The following is an 18,122-nucleotide window of genomic DNA, read 5'->3' on the forward strand; positions in this document are numbered from 1 at the left end:
ACAAAATATCCATAGCATCCGAAGACGCTTATCGATGTTTGGCTAGCTGTTAAGCTTTCTTTTTCTTGGTAGTTTTCTCTTCTTCTACCCATTTACCATTGCTATACGTCGCTTTCCAACCCGTCGCTTTACCATCCACTTCTGTCATCACATATTGTGTCTTGGTTTTTCTAGAGTAACGAACAATCGCAGGATTACCATCCGAGTCTTGCTCAGGCGCATCAGCCAGATAATAGAATTTAGGTGAAATTCTATCTCTAAAGCGTTTTAGCTCTGATACTTTAGGAGCACGTGTTTCACGTGATTTCGGGAATGTGTGCGCCGCTAAGAAAATACCTGAAGCGCCATCTCGAAGCACAAAATGCGCGTCCGATTTTTCGCATTCTAGTTCCGGTAGCGGAACTGGATCTTCTTTCGGTGGCGCAGCTTCGCCGTTTTTCAATAGTTTACGTGTATTTTTACAGTCTTCATTTGTACAACCAAAATACTTACCAAAACGGCCAGATTTAAGCTGCATATCCGAGCCACACTTGTCACACTCAATCAGTGGTCCATCGTAGCCCTTGATCTTAAATGCACCTGTCTCAATGACATAGCCCTTACATGCAGGATTATTACCGCATACATGGAGTTTTTTCGTTTCATCAATAAGATATGAATCCATTGCTGTTTCGCAAATTGGGCAACGTTTCATATGACGAAGAGATTCGGCTTCCGCCTCTTCATCCGCATCCGCGGCAACCGCTTCATCACCTGACACGAGATTAATTGTCGTAGTACAGCGCTCTTTTGGCGGTAAGTTATAGCCTGTACAGCCAAGGAATACCCCAGTAGAAGCAGTACGAATACCCATCTTACGTGAACATGTAGGACAATCTATGTCTGTTTCGACCATCACATTTTGTCGCATGCCGCCTTCACTTTCATCACCAGCTGCAATTTCTAGCTGGTTAGAAAAGTCGGCGTAAAACTTATCAAGTACCTGCGTCCATAAGCGTTCACCTTCTGCGATATCATCAAGGCGACCTTCCATTTTGGCGGTAAAGTCAAAGTCCATTAAATCATTGAAATTCTCAACGAGTCTGTCAGTAACGATCTCGCCCATTTTTTCAGCGTAAAAACGGCGGTTTTCAACTCGAACATAACCACGGTCCTGAATCGTCGAAATGATAGCAGCATAGGTAGACGGACGACCAATACCACGCTTTTCTAATTCCTTAACTAAGCTTGCTTCGCTGAAACGTGCTGGTGGTTTAGTAAAGTGCTGCTTAGGATCAATTGCAATAAGATCAAGCTTGTCGCCAACTGAAACACTTGGAAGCGCCTGCTCTTCTTCATTCTTCTTACGAACGGCTGGTTGTACACGTGTCCAACCATCAAAACGTAGCACGCGCCCTTTCGCTTTTAACGTGTAATCTTCCGCAGCGACGGTCAGCGTCGTTAAGTCATACTCTGCAGGCATCATCTGACACGCCACAAACTGACGCCAAATAAGCTCATAGAGCTTCTTAGCATCAGCCTCTACGCCGTCTAAATGACCGGATAAGATTGTCACATCAGAAGGACGAATTGCCTCATGCGCCTCTTGTGCGTTGCCTTTTGCGGAATAACGCAGCGGTGCTTCTGGTAAATACTTACTACCAAATTCACTATCGATATAGCCACGACACATTTCTAACGCATCGTTTGATAAATTCGTCGAGTCTGTACGCATATAGGTGATGTAACCCGCCTCGTATAGACGCTGCGCTAACATCATGGTTTTCTTTACGCCATAGCCTAAACGAGTACTTGCCGCTTGCTGCATTGTCGAGGTAATAAATGGCGCACTCGGCTTACTCTTACTTGGCTTTTCTTCAACCTTGACTACTTCGTAAGCACTGTTTTCAAGCACTTGTACGGCTGTATCAGCTTGCGCTTTATTTACTGGCTTAAATGCTTCGCCTTTAAACTTAGTAACCGCTAGGCGAATATCATCTTTTGTTGCTTTAACATCAGCGTGAATATCCCAAAACTCTTCTGGAATAAACGCTTTAATCTCACGCTCTCGTTCAACAAGTAATCTCACAGCAACAGATTGTACACGACCTGCCGATAACCCTCTTGCTACTTTTTGCCAAAGCAGCGGGGACACCATAAAGCCAACAACACGGTCAAGGAATCGTCTTGCCTGCTGCGCATATACCATGTCGGTGTTAAGGTCGCCAGGCGCCTCAAACGCTTGAGTTATCGCGTTTTTGGTGATCTCGTTAAAGACCACACGCTTATACTTGCTCTCATCGCCACCGATAATCTGCTCAAGGTGCCAAGCAATGGCCTCCCCTTCTCTATCCAAATCGGTTGCGAGATAGATATGGTCAGCATCTTCAGCAAGCTTTTGTAGTTCTTGAACTACTTTTTCTTTACCCGGCAAAATTTCGTAATGCGGTTCCCAACCCTTCTCAGGATCAATCCCCATCCTCGCAACTAAATTTGCATAATCTTTTTGCTTTTTATATTGCGCTTTTTCTTCAGGTGACATTTTACGTACTTCAGCTGGCGACTTAGTTGCCAAGCCTTTCGTTTTACCTGCCCCTGAGGTAGGAAGATCTCGAACATGGCCTACACTGGATTTAACAATGTAATCCTTGCCGAGGTATTTATTGATTGTTTTTGCCTTCGCGGGAGACTCTACAATTACTAGCGATTTGCCCATAGCTGCCTATTTTTGACCGATTCTGTCTGATGTTTGCCCTTACTTGGGCGTTAAATTACTTATAGGTATATCTACAAACACCTATTGTTACAAGCTAAAAATACTAACTTTTCCCTGATCACCGAATTATTATCCAATTTGTGTACAATATTCAGCCAATTTAGGGACGCATTCATATATATAAGGTTAAGGCACGGGAATATAAAGGAATAGAAACAAAAATGCCAACCCGAAAGTTGGCATTTGTTGAATTATCCTGCGTCTGTAACGCTTATTCCTATTGATTGTGTCTTTCGTTCGTCATCATCATCTCCCAAAGCTGGAAAAGTAAATTTGATCCCTAATACACCAGAAAGTTTGTTGTTTGGCTCAGCTTCCCTCGCCAACGTAACGTTGAAGAAGTTTGGCTTGTCACTTGTGTAATTCCCTAAGGTGCCAGACACACTTCCACTGGTTAATTCACCGTTATTTGTTGAAATCTCGACTTCTGTGCCAGCCGGAAGCGGATTACCAAACTCATCAGTGAAATAAATTGTAATAGGAACAGCTGAAGGGCTACCTGCTGCCGTAAAATCTACACCGGCGAGATCGCACATTCCCTCTACTCCAGATGGTTCAAGCACTAAGCCATTGCCACTTGGGCACGTATTCGAACCTGCAAGCGCAGCCGGCACTGTAAATCGCACAAAAGCATTATCACCAGACATTATCAATTCAAATTGTCTGTATACATTAACTAGCTCTTTCGTACATTCTCCTGCAACTTCAGCGGCTTCTGAACAAAGCAAGCCATTATACTTGCCGTCCCCTTCATAAACACCGTTACCATCGTTATCAAAATCAAAGCGACCATTGTTATTGCTATCCATCCACCAATCGTCATGACCGCCATTTACAGTTCCGGTTGGAGAACAAGGTCCAGTGTTTGCGGCAGAATCACAATTCTCTTTATCAAAGCGACCATTTTCATTGGTATCTAGGAATGCTTCTGTAAGGTCAAACTCTTGGCGATATTCGCCAATATCAAATCGACCATTACGGCGCTCTACACCACCGCTTGATTGCTCATCTCTGAAATTTTCTTGGCCTTTAACAAAAGCCAACACACTTACACGCCCACCCATTACAATTCGTCTAAGCGCAGTTGCAGCATCGTCGCCCGACGAAGCGTCTTTTTGTCGTAGCATGCCATTAATACATGGTGCAGCACTACCAAAATATGGGTCACAGTTCCAATTAGCTGAGTCTTGCTTTTGAGTATTTGATAATGTAGCTGCTAGCCTAGGCGCTACCGCTTCAAAGGTATTCGCATTGCCATCTATATCACCAATGCGGTTACCCCAACGATATTCATAGAAAGGTCTATCTCCTTGGCTGCGCCATACCACAGTACAAGCAGCATTATTCGTTCTACAATCATAAGTGTCCTCAGACTCAGTACTACCAATAGCACCAGCTTCAGCAATCACAGTTGCAGCGACACCATCAGCATTAAACTGATTGAATTGATCACCAAAGAACAAGGTAATATTTGTTGTTACCCCATTATAATTAAGCGAGTTGGTATTGAATGTAACAGGGGAGGCATCAAACGTATCCTGATCTGTGACACCTGAGCTTAAAATTAACCCTGACGATACGCCAAATATTTGCTCACTTAGCTCAATAGTATGCATTACGCCTGTAGGACAACGAGCATCGTCGTTTGATGCATCTGCATCATTACATGCTTTGGCGATATCCGTCCAACAGGTAATCGCATCACCATCAGGTAAATTCGCGTAAGATTCTTCAGGGATATAACATGCACTAACAACGAGCGGACCTGGCACAATACCAGACTTAACAGTCGTTCTTACAATACCATTTGCATTGGTGTTTCCGGTAATTTGCGTCAGCGATGCAAGACCTTGCTCATCTGACAACCTAAAGTCGACTCGAGCACGTGGAATTGCAAGGTTATCTTCATCTACCAGTTTAAAGCTCACAACAGATTGGGTTGGTAAACCGCCTTCACCTGGAGGTAAAGCAATAAACTGATTAAATCCATCTTCCTCAGGTAAAAACTGTACCGCTTGTGCAAGTGCACTGTCCACTTCAATAATTGTTTCTTGATTTATTGGAGAGCTGCCGTTTTGAATAGTAACAGAAATTCTATCTTCGCCTTGACAACCTTTTGCACGGTAAGTAGAGCGGGCGAAGCCATTGGAGGTATTTACCGTTTCATCTAATTCGGCCAGCGCAGGGGTTGCTATAGAACAAGCTGAGCTAAATGCAACTTCAACAGCACTATTGATTAATGCCCCATTCTGATCTTTCAGTGTCACAGTAATAACCGTACTTCCACCTGCGGAAAGCTTTTGTTGGACGCCATTGCTATCCACCAAACCGTTGTCAATCGTAACATTCAACTGAGCAACACCAACATTAAAATTGATAGCCTGAGTGACATCGACATAATCTGGAGAGTTTACGGTAATGGTACCTGCGCCACCTTGGTTACCAGGCTGAAACTTTAAGATTGCAATACCAAAAGAATCCGTCAACGCAGTGCCTGTCGATGGTAAAATAGTCCCTAAAGTAGTTTCAGCGCTAATTAACCCATTGGCAATAGCATCGCCAGTTTGGCTAGATGTCATTTTGATGAATACATCAGCCGTCTCGTTTGACGATACTTGATTGACGCGAGTACACCCAGCAGCGATAGGATCTATCATGGCCTGATCTCGGCTATCATCCCATCCAGCAGGGCATTTACTTAATAGCATGACCTCAAGTTTTGCAGACGCTGTTACATTGCCGTCATCGCCGCCACCTTGAGAAGTAAAATCAAAAGATCCCGTTGCACTATTATCGCCTTGAGTGTAAGTCGCCGTAATACGTCCAGCACCTACAGTAGCAGTTACTTTTAGAGTAATTGACGCTTTACCCTCATCATTGGTAAGGACAGACCCTGAGCTGGGTTCCATGGTTGCAAATTCGTCGCTCTCAAAAACGACTCGACTATTTGCCAGAGGGCTACCATCTTTTGTTAACGTGGCAGTGATTACTAAAGGAGATGAAGATGAAAGTGTATTCGTAGAATTACCACTAGTATCCGCTCCTGAAAGCGTAATGGCATAAGTGCCATCGCTACCATCATCACCATTATCTGTATCTTTTTGAATACTGCCACCGCCACCGCACGCGGTCAGTAAGAATGCTAGCATCAGTATGCTAAAATAGCGCATCAAGGGCATTCACCTATCTCCCTAGCTAAGTTAATTTTATTATTGTTCAATAGTAACCCAATTTTATCGATAAAATCACAATTTTTTATTAGATTAGGTAGATTTTCTGTCGTGAAATGCTGTTCATCTGCGCCAAGCCTGTTAAGCTTTAGCAGTTTTAAGATACATAGTGTTAGGGCAATGTCAGAAAATAAAAAAATGGGCCTAACGGCGCGCATTATGATAGGCATGGTGTTGGGGGTTGTACTAGGCCTCACCCTTCAAGCCATCCTAGGTAAGAATAAAGAAATACTTATTCCTTTAGGTCTCTTTGACCTCCCCATTAAAGGTTTCTTCGTTGACGGTTTATTCCACATCGGTGGGCAGATCTTCATTGCAAGCTTAAAAATGCTTGTTGTTCCTTTAGTGTTTATTTCCCTTGTATGTGGCACATGTAGCCTTAGTGACCCAAAAAAATTGGGCCGCTTGGGTGGTAAGTCCATTGGTTTGTATCTCATTACAACAGCAATCGCAATCACGGTAGCGATTACGCTCGCACTACTTATTGCACCGGGTGGTGGCGTTGAAATTCCAAGCAGCGCGTCATTTGACGCAAAGCAAGCGCCGACACTTGTGCAAGTTATAATCAACATGTTCCCGACTAACCCAATTGACGCGATGGCCAACGGTAACATGCTTCAAATCATTGTCTTTGCGCTGCTATTTGGTATTGCTATGGCACTAAGCGGAGATGCCGGTGCTCGCCTAGCATCTGTATTTGAAGATCTCAATACAGTAGTGCTTAAGTTAGTGACTTTATTGATGAATGTCGCACCATATGGCGTATTTTGTTTAATGGCTAAGCTGTTTACAACCATCGACATGGGGTTAATCGCCGAGCTCGGCAAATACTTTATGGTAGTGTTGGCAGCTCTGCTAATTCATGCATTCATTAACTATTCAATTTTGTTCAAGCTGTTAACAGGCTTGAGCCCTATTATCTTCCTGAAGAAGATGAAAGACGCATGCATGTTTGCCTTTAGTACGTCAAGCTCAAGTGCAACTATGCCCGTAACACTGGAGACCGCGACTAAGAAACTAGGTGCGCATAACTCAGTTGCCTCTTTTACGATCCCTCTGGGTGCAACCATTAATATGGATGGCACGGCTATCATGCAAGGTGTTGCAACGGTCTTCATCGCTCAGGTATTTGGCGTAGACCTCACCATCAATGACTATCTCATGGTTATCTTGACTGCGACTCTTGCGTCAGTTGGTACGGCAGGCGTGCCTGGTGTTGGCTTGATCATGCTTGCAATGGTGCTTAACCAAGTTGGATTGCCTGTTGAAGGTATCGCGCTTATCATTGGTGTAGACAGACTATTAGATATGACAAGAACAGCAGTTAACGTAACAGGTGACTGTATGGTAACTTGTGCTGTGGCCAAATCTGAAAACGAATTTGATATCGATGTTTTCAACGACCCTGATGCAGCAAAAGAACTAGAAGAAACCACTTCTAAAGCAAAAGCGTAAATATCAATAACGCAGCTAACTATAAATAGCTGCGTTATTTTCCTCAACTAGCCAACTCAATACTCCTCTCTGCGACATATCAGCTATCCATACCCTTTTCTTCATTGTCACTTTTTCCTAGTTACAGAATAAGATTAAGCAGAAGATTCTCCATGCCTATGCATGTGAGTGCTTTAGTTATAGCAGGATTTGGACGTGAAGTTATCGGTAATCCTCTCTCATCTCAAAGATAGAACACTTATCTAGACATTTGCTCAGGCTAAGTCCTGTGCAACAAATACACTGTTGTGGATAATACCAATTAGTCTTAATACTTGCTCAATTTGAAGGAGCAAATCTGACGCTAACGGCGTTAAAAATTTCTCATTTAGAACAACTAAATAACCTGAGCTGCGGATAATTAATGCCTTTCTAGCAGCCAGTTTTAGCGCTAACTGCGTTGAATTCACTTCCAATAGCCAGCTATTGGTGCGTAAATTCGCCTTGCCTACAGGATGTAGGTACCTTAGCGAGAGCAGGACGCGGAAGCGGTGTTTTCCCTAAAACTCTCTGGCTAGATAAGGAGAAAACTAAGTTGTGCTTTAGCAACAATGAGTTGGAACATTCCTTATCCAAACCTCAGGTTAAATAGCAAAATTTCCGCTTTGCCTACACGGATGTAGGTACCTTGGCGATAGCAGGACGCGGTAGCGGGGTTATTGACAAAATTTCCTCGCCTCAAAATAGGCCACTTAATTAAGCAAATTGGTATAAGAAAAAACCGCGCTATAAAGCGCGGCTGTCATCTTAATAAACGTTAACGTATTAGAATTGGTATGCAAACTTCACATATGCTTGACGACCAAGGATACTGTGCGTTTTATTGTCAATTCCCATTGACTCTGAAGGAGCAAGCGGCGCTTCTTCATTGAACAAGTTAGATGCACCTAGAGTTACTGTCAGCTTTTCTACGCCAATATAACTGACACTTGTATCTACAGTAGTCCATGAATCAATCTCATATTTATTGCCATCACTGTCAGCAAGATCTTTATAAGAATCAACATAGTTTACGCTGATATTTGCAAGCCAATCGTTTTTAGCCCAGTCCATACCCGCTGTCCAGCGGAACTGCGGATGCTGATACTCTCCATTGAGATCTTCAGCAACATTGAATGTGTTACCTTGTTCGTCACTTTCAAACGACTGTTCTTCAAAGTTAAGCGCGTAAGTTAAGTTGTAATTGAACTTAAACTCACCCATTTCACGAGTAGTTAATGCATAGGCTAAGTTAACATCGAAACCGTCTGTTTCACGACCACCAATGTTAACAAAGGTGTCGTTAATGGAGAGAATACGACCAAGTGTGCTACCTTGATTAGGCGCACGAACTACCAGATTAGGATCGGTACCACAACAATCAACTAACTTCTGTGCTCCAATTTTCTTGATGAGATCTTCCTGATCATAATTCCAGTAATCTACACCGATACTAAAGTCATCAGTTGCTTGCCACACTACACCTAAATTGTAGTTTTCTGACTCTTCTGGTTGTAGGTTTTTGTTACCAGACACAATCGCAGTGTATTCATACGGGCTACAATCATCATCAGCACCCGTTTGGCGACAACGTTCACGGTCTATCACGCTTGGTGATTCGTCTGTTCTACCAAGATGTAGCTGAACAAGAGAAGGCGCTCTGAATGCTGTCCCCCAAGAACCACGAACCACTAAACTATCAAGCGGTGACCAACGGAATGCTACTTTTGGATCTGTTGTAGTTCCAAAGTCGCTATAGTCTTCATAACGCAAAGCTAATTGCAGCTCTAGTGTATCTAGCACTGGTACGCTAAATTCTGCGAATATCGCAGTATTATCGCGATCTCCGTTAGCTTGCGTTGCTTCTGTACCAAAGATTTCGCCTCTGATGTATTGACTATCCGGGTTATCTTCAATTTTCTCGTAGCGATGTTCAAAACCAAACGCTGCGGCAACGTAGCCGGCTTCCAATTCAAATAATTCGCCCGAGATAGTACCATCTAGTGACTGCATGGTTGATGCACCATAACGCGTAGTGGTAGTTTCAAAAAACGCCAAACCGGCTTCTGTATTAGTGCTTGGTTCAAATGGGTTCCATAAACCTTCATCAATCGCTTGCTGCGCTCTTAGCTTGTTAGGGAAACCATCAAAGCCTTTTTCAACTGCACTTGAACGAATAGCAGAGTACGCAACTTCCCAAGACCACGCGTTCCACTCACCACGTGCTCCAAGGACTGCACGATAGTATTCTGAATCGACATCTTTTTTACGGTTGCCGATATCAACCGTTCGACGACGCATTGAAATATCTACACCATGTAAGAAGTGGTCTGGATCGTTAAATAATGGGTGGTTTGGGTTATCACCATCCATAAATAGTTCTGTAAAGCTCGGGCTACCTGCACCTTGAATGAAAGTTGAAGAGTGCTGCGCCGAGATTTCGGCAAAACCTTCAATACCATCGATGATTTCTTGTACGCCATTGTAGTTAAAGCTAATACGTTCCGTCGACGGAATAGCAGTCATGTACGGTGCATAATCGTAGCGACAGATATCACCAATATCTAAAGCAGGGTCGCATTTGTCATTCCCCCATACGTCCGTAAAGATAGTCTGCCTTACCTGAGTGCCATCATCTTCAACACGAACGACTGGTAATCCTGCCCACTGTTCGTCTGTTAGCATGCTTCTCATCACCTCAACGCTGCCGGGAATACCTGCAGAGCTTAATGAGTTGTTACCACCGCGAAAACGTTGATCAGCAGAAGCTGTGTAGTCACGATCGGCATAAGTTAGGTGACCGCGTTTGAAATAATCGAGTGAGAAATTATGATGGCCATTTTGCGTTGACGATCCCCAAAGAAGAGTAAAGTTCTGTTCTTCAGCCCCACCATCGGCGGTGTTGGATAATTTACCAGCGACCTCGAAACCGTCTATATCGTCACGTAAAATAATATTAATAACCCCTGCGACCGCATCAGAACCATAAGTTGCAGAAGCACCGTCTTTTAAAATATCAATACGTTTAACTGATGAAACAGGAATGGTATTTAAGTCCACAAATGATGTTTCTATATCTTTTGCAAACGGGCTCACGGCAACACGACGACCATTAATAAGAACAAGCGTAGATGATGCTCCTAATCCCCTTAATGCAACACTTGAACCGCCATTTGCGGTGTCATCGCTGGAGTTACCTTGTGTACTAAAAGTACCAGTACCCGACACAGGCAGCTTTTGTAACGCCCCAATAAGGTCGGTAGATCCCGTTGAAGCTAGGTCAGCAGCTGACAAGCTTTGAATTGGTGACGGACCTTCTAAGTCTGTTCTTTTAATGTGAGAGCCTGTCACTTCAATACGTTCAACTTGCGTCGTCTCTTCGGCCTTAACTTGTTGATTCATGCCGATTAATACGGCAATTGAGAGCGCACTGAGTGGTAATTTATAGGTCATCCTGTTTCCCCTTAAGTTAATAATTACACTGTAGTTTTTTTAATAATCCAGCCATTATTAGCATACCAAAGCAACTTTAACAATGCATTTATTTAACATTAAGTTTCCATTTTGGGGGTCTAATAGCAGAAATTCGCGACGAAAGAATATCGTTATTTATCAGTATGAATTATTGTTGAAATTGGGATTACAGGGAGGAGAAGCGTTTTACAAACAGCTTCAAAAAGTTGATAAGACGCCTAAAATCTTTACTGAATAAGAGCGGTTTCTTAGCCTAAAGTTTAAAGACGTCAATGATCGTGTTGTAACTACTTAACTATAATGCCAACCAAGGTTGCACTGACTTCACATTTGCAGAGTCGGCAAAGTGAGTATTGTCGTTTGACCACGTCTTCGGGACACTGATTCGACAGACTTGCGACTCACACTTCACTGTAGCATCTGTGACGTTTTGACTTCTGCCAAAGGTCACGATGACTCCCTGTTGCTCAGGCAGCAAAAATGACAACAGGTTTTTAATAAAGAAGCCTGATAGATCAGCCAGCAACTCTTCAAACTCCTGTTGCATTTTATACAGATCAGACTTGCTTAGAGATCTCGTATTAAATAACTCGGCCTCAATCTGCATTTTTAGCTGGCAGTCCGAGCTTTCGCCCTTCGTTTCAATTACCACTTTAGCTTTGTCTTTGTCCAATTCTTTGTCAAATGGTAGCAATAATTGCGCTTCATTGGTGTACGACAATGGAAAGCTCGCTTCCTCGGTCACAATATTACCCGCCGTGATTTTACACGCCTGCATGCTAAGTGTATCGACAAGGTAAAATCCCACACGTGCAAACTCAAACTCGCCTTTATTTACCACTTTCAGTCTGTCGTAAAAGCTGTCGTATGCAAAGGTGACCGTTTTAGCGGACGCTATCGCACTCCAAAGTGTCATTATCAGGACAAGTACAATCTTATTCTTCATCAAAATACGCTCGGTTATGCCTTATCATATCGTTAAGTTCATTTACGTAGTCTTCACCACGCTCTGAATAACTCAAAAGGCCACTTGTTAATACTGTAGCGTCAATCGGTGCTTTTTGAGCTCGCAGCTCTGCTCGTACCGCGCGCAAGTCTTTGTATGCATCATTAGTATTGATATTCCTAAAGTACGATTTGACCGCGGCTCTTACCGACTGAAAGGCTCTTACTTCGTGATCGGCCGCATCTTCTCGCCGTTTCGGCACCATACCGCAGCCTTTGGTGTAACACCATTGACCAAAAAAGTTTAACCCAATTCGCGCAAATCGTGACGTACCCCAAGCAGATTCATTAGCGGCCTGCATCAACGCCAGCTCTTTAGGAATAATATCCACGCGGCGTAAAGCACGTTTAAGCGAAGATTCATTGATGGCTTCACCTTTTAAATCATACTTTGTGAAAATCAATGCAACCTTTTCTATTTGTTTGCGTGTCAGGGTTTCATCAAATTGCAGCATCATTAGGGCGATTTCAAGTGTTGCCCGCTGCTCTAAGATCTGTTTATTTTCGGCTTCTACGTGCGGTTTAATAAAGTCGAAAAATGCCGTTTTCTTCTCCTTGATATCACGAATGGCTGCAAAATTAGGTAGTTTTACGCTATGGAGTGGCTTTTCGGGCACCTTAGGTACAACCTCCGCCCCCGTATCCTCTTGATCTAATACGGTGTCTTGCGGACTTTTATCTTGGATAAAAGGGAATAAGAGTGCCCAAATAGTCACTAGGGCAACAAAGAGTTTAATCAGTTTAGCTTGCATACTTCTCCTCGCAGCGGCGGTGTTCTGGAAACGGAGTCTCTTTCCTTAAGTCTCTAAGAACTTTTATCAAGCCCACTCTGTAACAGAATTATTCTGTTACTATAGTTTGATAGAGCGTTGATAAATTACGCCAAAATAACAGTATTCAAAAATAGCGGCTGATAATATCAAAAGCCGCAATTAAACGCGAATTTTCGTTCAGTTATCGTACATAGTTTAGACGAGTTTAAGATATAAAGAAAAAGGAACAGAAGTATGACGTCTAACGCTTGGCAGCAGCGTCTGCTATCGCAGCAAAAAAACCGCCCTAACGACAATCGTTCAGCATGGCAAATAGACCGCTCTAGGATCATACATGCCGCGGCTTTTAGACGCTTGCAAGCCAAAACCCAAATTATGGCAATCGGCGTTAACGACTTTTATCGGACTCGCCTAACTCACTCTTTGGAAGTATCGCAAATAGGCAGCGGTCTACTGCGCCATTTAAGAAAACAACACCCTGAGTTTGAACACTTTCCTTCGACTAGTCTTATTGAAACTTTATGTCTAGCGCATGATATCGGCCACCCGCCCTTTGGCCATGGAGGAGAAATAGCGCTTAATTACCTTATGCGTGATCATGGAGGGTTTGAAGGAAACGCTCAAACCTTGCGCATTGTCACCAAATTGGAACCATACACTAAAGGTTATGGCATGAACTTAACACGCCGTACCTTACTAGGTTTTATTAAATATCCTGCATTAATCGACACACTTTGGTATCACCAACCAACGCAAACACAAAGTCGAAAATACATTTTATCTAGTGATTGGCTGCCAGCAAAAGGTATTTATCAATGCGACCAATCGGTATTTGATTGGATCCTCTCGCCATTTTCTCAAAACGACCGAATAAAGCTGCAAGAAACCGAGGTTAAAGACACCTTCCGTCGCAAGACTAAGTTTAAATCGTTAGATTGCGCCATTATGGAATATGCCGATGATATCGCCTATGCAGTTCATGATTTAGAAGATGCGATTGCAACCGAGACCCTTAACGAGGCAGCATGGCATGATTTCGCTCTACCTGAATTACAAAAGTTAGACTCACCTTGGTTAAAGCACAACTTACAACGCGTGAGCGAGAGTTTATTTTCAGAAGATGAATCTAATCGTAAAGATACCATAGGTGAGCTCGTGAACCTGTTTATTGTGCACTGTAAACTCACCGTTCAAGACTCAGATTATGACTCCGCCCTACTTCATTTTACCGTTGAGATGGCACCCGAATTTCAGGAAATCCTGCAAGTGTTAAAAGTGTTCGTATATCGAAGATTAATTCGTGAACCTAAAATGCAGCAAATTGAGTTTAGTGGTCAAAACCTGCTTATTGATTTATTTGAAGTTTTTGCCAGTGATCCCATGCGATTATTGCCGTATACAACCCAAACACTGTACCAGCAAGCAACCGATGAAACGCAGCAAATGCGCGTGTTAGCGGACTATCTTGGTGGCATGTCTGATGAGTATGCGCGAAAAACGCATCGACGCTTATTTACCGGGGAACTGTAAACTCTGCTCGTAGAGGTAAAAATTAATCATGAAAAATTCGCATACATTGGCGATTAACTCATTCTTTAATTTTTCTTAAGCCTTTCTTAAGTATTGGCATATATGTTTTCAACGTAGCTTGATATTTTTCAGTTGGAGCATATATGCCAGCCAAAACCGTTGCGGTATTCGTGTTAGTCACTTCAATCACTCCTGCATTTGCTGGTGACCCATTTAGCATCGACTCCCTTTGCAATAATAACGCTGAACATAGTACTAAAATGGCTCGACAGACGGATAAAGCGAGCCAAGAGAAAAACATCAAGATTGAGTCTATCGAAATAAACTCAAACCCTATTTTTAATCCGGACGACCCAGAAACGACCTCTTTCCATGACTTCGTAAACTGGCTGCATATAGAAACCCGAGATGCGACTATCGCTTCTCAACTCCCTTTTCAGGCTGGTGACCTAGTTAGCGAGGCCGATATTTTAGAGGCTGAGCGGATCTTGCGTGCTAAAAAATACATCAGAGAGGCGAAAATTAACTATGCCAAACCATGCAGTAGTGCCGAGCCACAGAAAATATCAGTGCAAACGTGGGACACCTGGAGTTTGCTACCCAGTGTCAACTTTGGCCGAAGTAGTGGAAACAATAAGTTAAGTTTGGGGTTTAAAGAAGAAAACTTGTTAGGGTATGGCGTTAGGGCATCCGTAAAATACAAATCTGATCATGAACGTTCCGGTTACCATACTGTGTTGCAAATGCCTGCGCCATGGCAACCACATGCCATGATAACAGTGCAAGCAGATGATTATGATGACGGTCAAATATTTATGACTGACATTTATCAACCTTTCTATCAGCGCTCCAGCTCTTTGTTATATAGAGCTTATATTAATGCACAAGACCAAACGACTTCTATCTATCATAACGGTCAAACAGAAAGTCAGTTTCGATATAATGGTACATCTGCGCAGTTTGCTTATGGCCGTTTATGGCAGCAAACCAACACCACCACACTTAGGTGGATAGCTGGTGTCGATTACCAAGATGTCAGCTATGACGAGCCAAACTTAGCCATAAGGGATAACCTTTATGACTTCAAATTGTTAGCGCCTTGGATAAGTCTTCAATATATCGAAGATAATTATATCGTGCTGCAGGACGTAGACTTAATCAATCACAGTGAAGATTTCAACCTCGGATGGTCACTTGCGGCCAAAACAGGTATTGATACCGAAGCGGATGGAGTTGGCTCAATTTGGGAGTTTTCAGCCAATAAAGCATGGCTATTTAATGATGATGTCTTATACCGATTTAAAGCATCAACCAATGCCCAAATCGGCACGCAGCAAGGTGATAGAGTATGGTCTACTCTCGCTGCAAAGGTAAATTATCGCTGGAGCGATAGTTTTGCTTTTTATGCTGATGTCATTGCTGCGTGGCAAAACAAGGAATTTGCCGAGCGTCCTCTTGCACTCGGTGGAGAAGAAGGGATCCGTGGCTTCCCACAAAGCTATCAACAAGGTACGCAAACGGTCAAATCTTCATTCGAGCTCCGTATGTACCCTAACATTAATATTTATCAGCTTGTTGATTTAGGATTCGTTGGCTTTGTTGATATGGGAAAAGCATCCGAGAATATACAACATCCTAATATAAGCAATAAAATGCTAGGTAGTGTAGGGCTCGGAGTTCGTTTATATTCCGCCCGTTCAAGTAATGAAAACGTAGTGCATATAGACTTTACTAAACCATTAAGTAACTACCCTGAAGTTGACAGCTGGGAACTTGGTTTATCAGTGGAAACTCACTTTTAAATAGCGCTTCAAAGGGTAAATGTAAAGGTGATGGTACTCGCTTCCAACGCAACAGTGAGTTCCGCGTCAATGGCTTCAGCAAAGGCCCTAGCAATAGGCAAGCCCAAGCCAAAGCAATCATTCGCGCTTCTCGATTGGTCGCTTTGCCATAGTGGTTCAAATAATTGTGCTAAATTCACGTTTTCGAGCTCGCCGGAAACCTGATTGCTCACTCGAACATTTATCCCATTTGTCGCCCCCTTTTCAACAACGATAAGTGCTTCAGAACCCAGTACTCGGTGGCGCTTGGCATTTTTCAGTAAGTTACCAATGATGCTCTCGACTGCCATTAAGTTGGTCTGAATTGGACATTCAGAGCAAGTTGTCTGAATCTCAACATTATCAAATGCTATCTCACCAATCGAACGGTTGATGACTTGCAATACATCAACAACATCGTCTTTAGGTAGCTTTATCTGCTCGTATTTATGTAACAACATGACGTTGGTGACGATGTTTTTCATCCGCTGACTTATTCTTAATACTTCTGGCACAAAGTCATCCGCCAGTTCATTGTCTTCCGGGAAGCGTGAAATAACTTCCGCCAAATTAATAAGCTCCGTAATGGGCGTTTTTAATTCATGCGAAATATCTGAGGTTAGGCGCTTTTCTCGCAAGTACAATTGTCTGTTTTCAACAATAAAACGGTTTAGGCTTTGCTCAACGGGTAATAGCTCAGAGACAGGCTTTTCTAATATTATGGTGTCTGAATCTTTAGAGAAATTTAGTTTGGCTATCTGAGCGTTCATGCTATTCAACGGCGCGAGACCAACATCGACCGTTTTGCGCACAAAGACACGAATAAACACCACAACACATACAATAGTCACGATAAAAACGATATCAATGAGCCAAAGAATAAAGTCCAATCCCTCCGACGAGGCCGCATAGGCAATAACAAGTTCGTCGTCAAAAGATTTTTTTTCCCCTTTTAGGGTATGGATCTGCGGAATAAAACGGGTATATATGATCCGTCCCGCACGACCATCTGGCAGGGTTTCATTTACCACTTTGCTCTCGCCAAGTGATAACGACAAATAAGGTAACTCGTGTTGCGAAAAAAGATCTAAGCTGTCAGAGCGTGCAAAAACTCGGTCGTTCAACCAGATTTGATAATATTCGGGCTCGATATTGCCAGTAAATTCAGGTAAAAACTCACCGGAAAAGTGCAGTTCAAGATGATCTTCATCTTCAGAGACTAACGTCATCAGCATGCCAACTTTTGTATGCATCGCTTTGTCGAATTGTGAGTCAATCCAAGAGTCAACAGCCAAATCTGTAGCGAGTAAAATGGCGACTACAACACCTGTGATGGTAATTGATAATGTGCTAACTAAGTTCCCTCGGATCGACTTCATAGTAGTTGCTCAACATAATATCCAAACCCGCGTTTAGTTTTAACTGGCAAGCATTGACCCAACGCTTTGACCTTTTTACGTAGCGAAGAAAGGTGAGCTTCGATGGCATTTTTCGATACGCTATCGAAATTGCCGGTAATATAAGTGCTCAATTTTTCTGGTGTAATAATCTTATTTTGATTAGTAAACAAACATTCCAAAATTTTATACTCATTGGGTGTTAAGTCTATTTGCTGCCCTGCAATTAACGCCGACTTTAGCTGCAAGTCAATGGTCAAAAAGCCATGCACGATTTCATCACCATCTTGTTTAAATGCCCCTCTTCTCATTAGCGTTAATAGCCGTGCATGCAGCTCATCAAACGAAAAGGGCTTGGCGAGATAGTCGTCTGCACCACTTAATAAACCCAGCACTCGGTCTTCAGGTTGTGACTTTGCTGACAACACCAACACTCGAGTGTCATTCTTCTGCTGTCTTAGCGCTTTAAGCACACTTATGCCATCCAAACTGGGCAACATAATATCTAAAATAATTACATCATAGTGATCCATCAGCGCCATACTCAAACCGCTAGAACCATCCGCCGTATCATCTACCGTAAAACCCAGTTTAGAGAGCCCTAAGGTTAAGCTGCGACGCAGGGATTCAGAATCTTCAATCAGTAACACATTCATAAATAGACC

General features: G+C 42.9%; 11 protein-coding genes. 3 read left to right on the forward strand and 8 right to left on the reverse strand.

Annotation, left to right across the window (positions count from 1 at the left end; genetic code table 11):
- Positions 1-49 precede the first annotated feature (49 nt).
- Entirely contained in the window at positions 50-2,695 is a 2,646-nt protein-coding gene (gene topA, locus PNC201_RS10180) for a type I DNA topoisomerase (RefSeq protein WP_010373951.1), read from the reverse strand.
- Positions 2,696-2,946: 251 nt separating this feature from the next.
- Positions 2,947-5,925 (reverse strand): hypothetical protein, encoded by a 2,979-nt coding sequence (locus PNC201_RS10185; protein ID WP_233525159.1) that lies wholly within the window; start codon positions 5,923-5,925, stop codon positions 2,947-2,949.
- 180 nt (positions 5,926-6,105) lie between these two features.
- On the opposite strand from PNC201_RS10185, the gene PNC201_RS10190 reads away from it, so the two are divergent.
- Positions 6,106-7,440, forward strand: a complete 1,335-nt coding sequence (locus tag PNC201_RS10190; protein WP_102056977.1) for a dicarboxylate/amino acid:cation symporter — start codon at positions 6,106-6,108, stop codon at positions 7,438-7,440.
- A 254-nt stretch (positions 7,441-7,694) separates the two neighbouring features.
- On the opposite strand, the gene PNC201_RS10195 is transcribed toward PNC201_RS10190, so the two are convergent.
- The 4 genes from PNC201_RS10195 to PNC201_RS10210 all read right to left on the reverse strand — a co-directional run bounded on the left by PNC201_RS10195 (position 7,695) and on the right by PNC201_RS10210 (position 12,689).
- The gene (locus PNC201_RS10195; protein WP_102057870.1) at positions 7,695-7,889 is read right to left on the reverse strand and encodes a hypothetical protein; all 195 of its coding nucleotides are present in this window, start codon (positions 7,887-7,889) and stop codon (positions 7,695-7,697) included.
- A gap of 355 nt (positions 7,890-8,244) precedes the next feature.
- The gene (locus PNC201_RS10200) at positions 8,245-10,911 is read right to left on the reverse strand and encodes a TonB-dependent receptor plug domain-containing protein (RefSeq protein ID WP_102056978.1); all 2,667 of its coding nucleotides are present in this window, start codon (positions 10,909-10,911) and stop codon (positions 8,245-8,247) included.
- A 316-nt stretch (positions 10,912-11,227) separates the two neighbouring features.
- Complete coding sequence (locus PNC201_RS10205) at positions 11,228-11,878, reverse strand: DUF2987 domain-containing protein (RefSeq protein ID WP_102056979.1); 651 nt, start codon at positions 11,876-11,878, stop codon at positions 11,228-11,230.
- Positions 11,868-12,689, reverse strand: coding sequence for a glucosaminidase domain-containing protein (locus PNC201_RS10210; RefSeq protein ID WP_010605030.1), 822 nt, complete (start codon positions 12,687-12,689; stop codon positions 11,868-11,870). Before PNC201_RS10210 ends, PNC201_RS10205 begins: the two co-directional genes overlap by 11 nt.
- 255 nt (positions 12,690-12,944) lie before the next feature.
- Between PNC201_RS10210 and PNC201_RS10215 the strand changes: the two genes are divergently transcribed.
- Complete coding sequence (locus tag PNC201_RS10215) at positions 12,945-14,240, forward strand: anti-phage deoxyguanosine triphosphatase (RefSeq protein WP_102056980.1); 1,296 nt, start codon at positions 12,945-12,947, stop codon at positions 14,238-14,240.
- A gap of 143 nt (positions 14,241-14,383) precedes the next feature.
- On the forward strand, positions 14,384-16,042 hold the full coding sequence (locus PNC201_RS10220; RefSeq protein ID WP_102056981.1) for a hypothetical protein: 1,659 nt from the start codon (positions 14,384-14,386) through the stop codon (positions 16,040-16,042).
- Positions 16,043-16,050: 8 nt separating this feature from the next.
- Here PNC201_RS10220 and PNC201_RS10225 read toward each other — a convergent pair whose 3' ends face one another.
- Together PNC201_RS10225 and PNC201_RS10230 are read right to left on the reverse strand one after the other, a co-directional pair.
- Entirely contained in the window at positions 16,051-17,439 is a 1,389-nt protein-coding gene (locus tag PNC201_RS10225) for a histidine kinase dimerization/phospho-acceptor domain-containing protein (RefSeq protein WP_010605033.1), read from the reverse strand.
- Complete coding sequence (locus PNC201_RS10230) at positions 17,436-18,113, reverse strand: response regulator transcription factor (protein ID WP_102056982.1); 678 nt, start codon at positions 18,111-18,113, stop codon at positions 17,436-17,438. The genes PNC201_RS10225 and PNC201_RS10230 overlap by 4 nt, the downstream gene beginning before the upstream one ends.
- Positions 18,114-18,122: the final 9 nt, after the last annotated feature.

Origin of the sequence: Pseudoalteromonas sp. NC201 (assembly GCF_002850255.1) — a bacterium.
Taxonomy (GTDB): Bacteria; Pseudomonadota; Gammaproteobacteria; order Enterobacterales; family Alteromonadaceae; genus Pseudoalteromonas.

What these genes read in the sequence shown, in the direction of transcription:
- topA (WP_010373951.1), bottom strand. Translation starts at nt 2,695, where the DNA reads ATGGGCAAATCGCTAGTAATTGTAGAGTCTCCCGCGAAGGCAAAAACA.
- PNC201_RS10185 (WP_233525159.1), bottom strand. Translation starts at nt 5,925, where the DNA reads ATGCGCTATTTTAGCATACTGATGCTAGCATTCTTACTGACCGCGTGC.
- PNC201_RS10190 (WP_102056977.1), top strand. Translation starts at nt 6,106, where the DNA reads ATGTCAGAAAATAAAAAAATGGGCCTAACGGCGCGCATTATGATAGGC.
- PNC201_RS10200 (WP_102056978.1), bottom strand. Translation starts at nt 10,911, where the DNA reads ATGACCTATAAATTACCACTCAGTGCGCTCTCAATTGCCGTATTAATC.
- PNC201_RS10205 (WP_102056979.1), bottom strand. Translation starts at nt 11,878, where the DNA reads ATGAAGAATAAGATTGTACTTGTCCTGATAATGACACTTTGGAGTGCG.
- PNC201_RS10210 (WP_010605030.1), bottom strand. Translation starts at nt 12,689, where the DNA reads ATGCAAGCTAAACTGATTAAACTCTTTGTTGCCCTAGTGACTATTTGG.
- PNC201_RS10215 (WP_102056980.1), top strand. Translation starts at nt 12,945, where the DNA reads ATGACGTCTAACGCTTGGCAGCAGCGTCTGCTATCGCAGCAAAAAAAC.
- PNC201_RS10220 (WP_102056981.1), top strand. Translation starts at nt 14,384, where the DNA reads ATGCCAGCCAAAACCGTTGCGGTATTCGTGTTAGTCACTTCAATCACT.
- PNC201_RS10225 (WP_010605033.1), bottom strand. Translation starts at nt 17,439, where the DNA reads ATGAAGTCGATCCGAGGGAACTTAGTTAGCACATTATCAATTACCATC.
- PNC201_RS10230 (WP_102056982.1), bottom strand. Translation starts at nt 18,113, where the DNA reads ATGAATGTGTTACTGATTGAAGATTCTGAATCCCTGCGTCGCAGCTTA.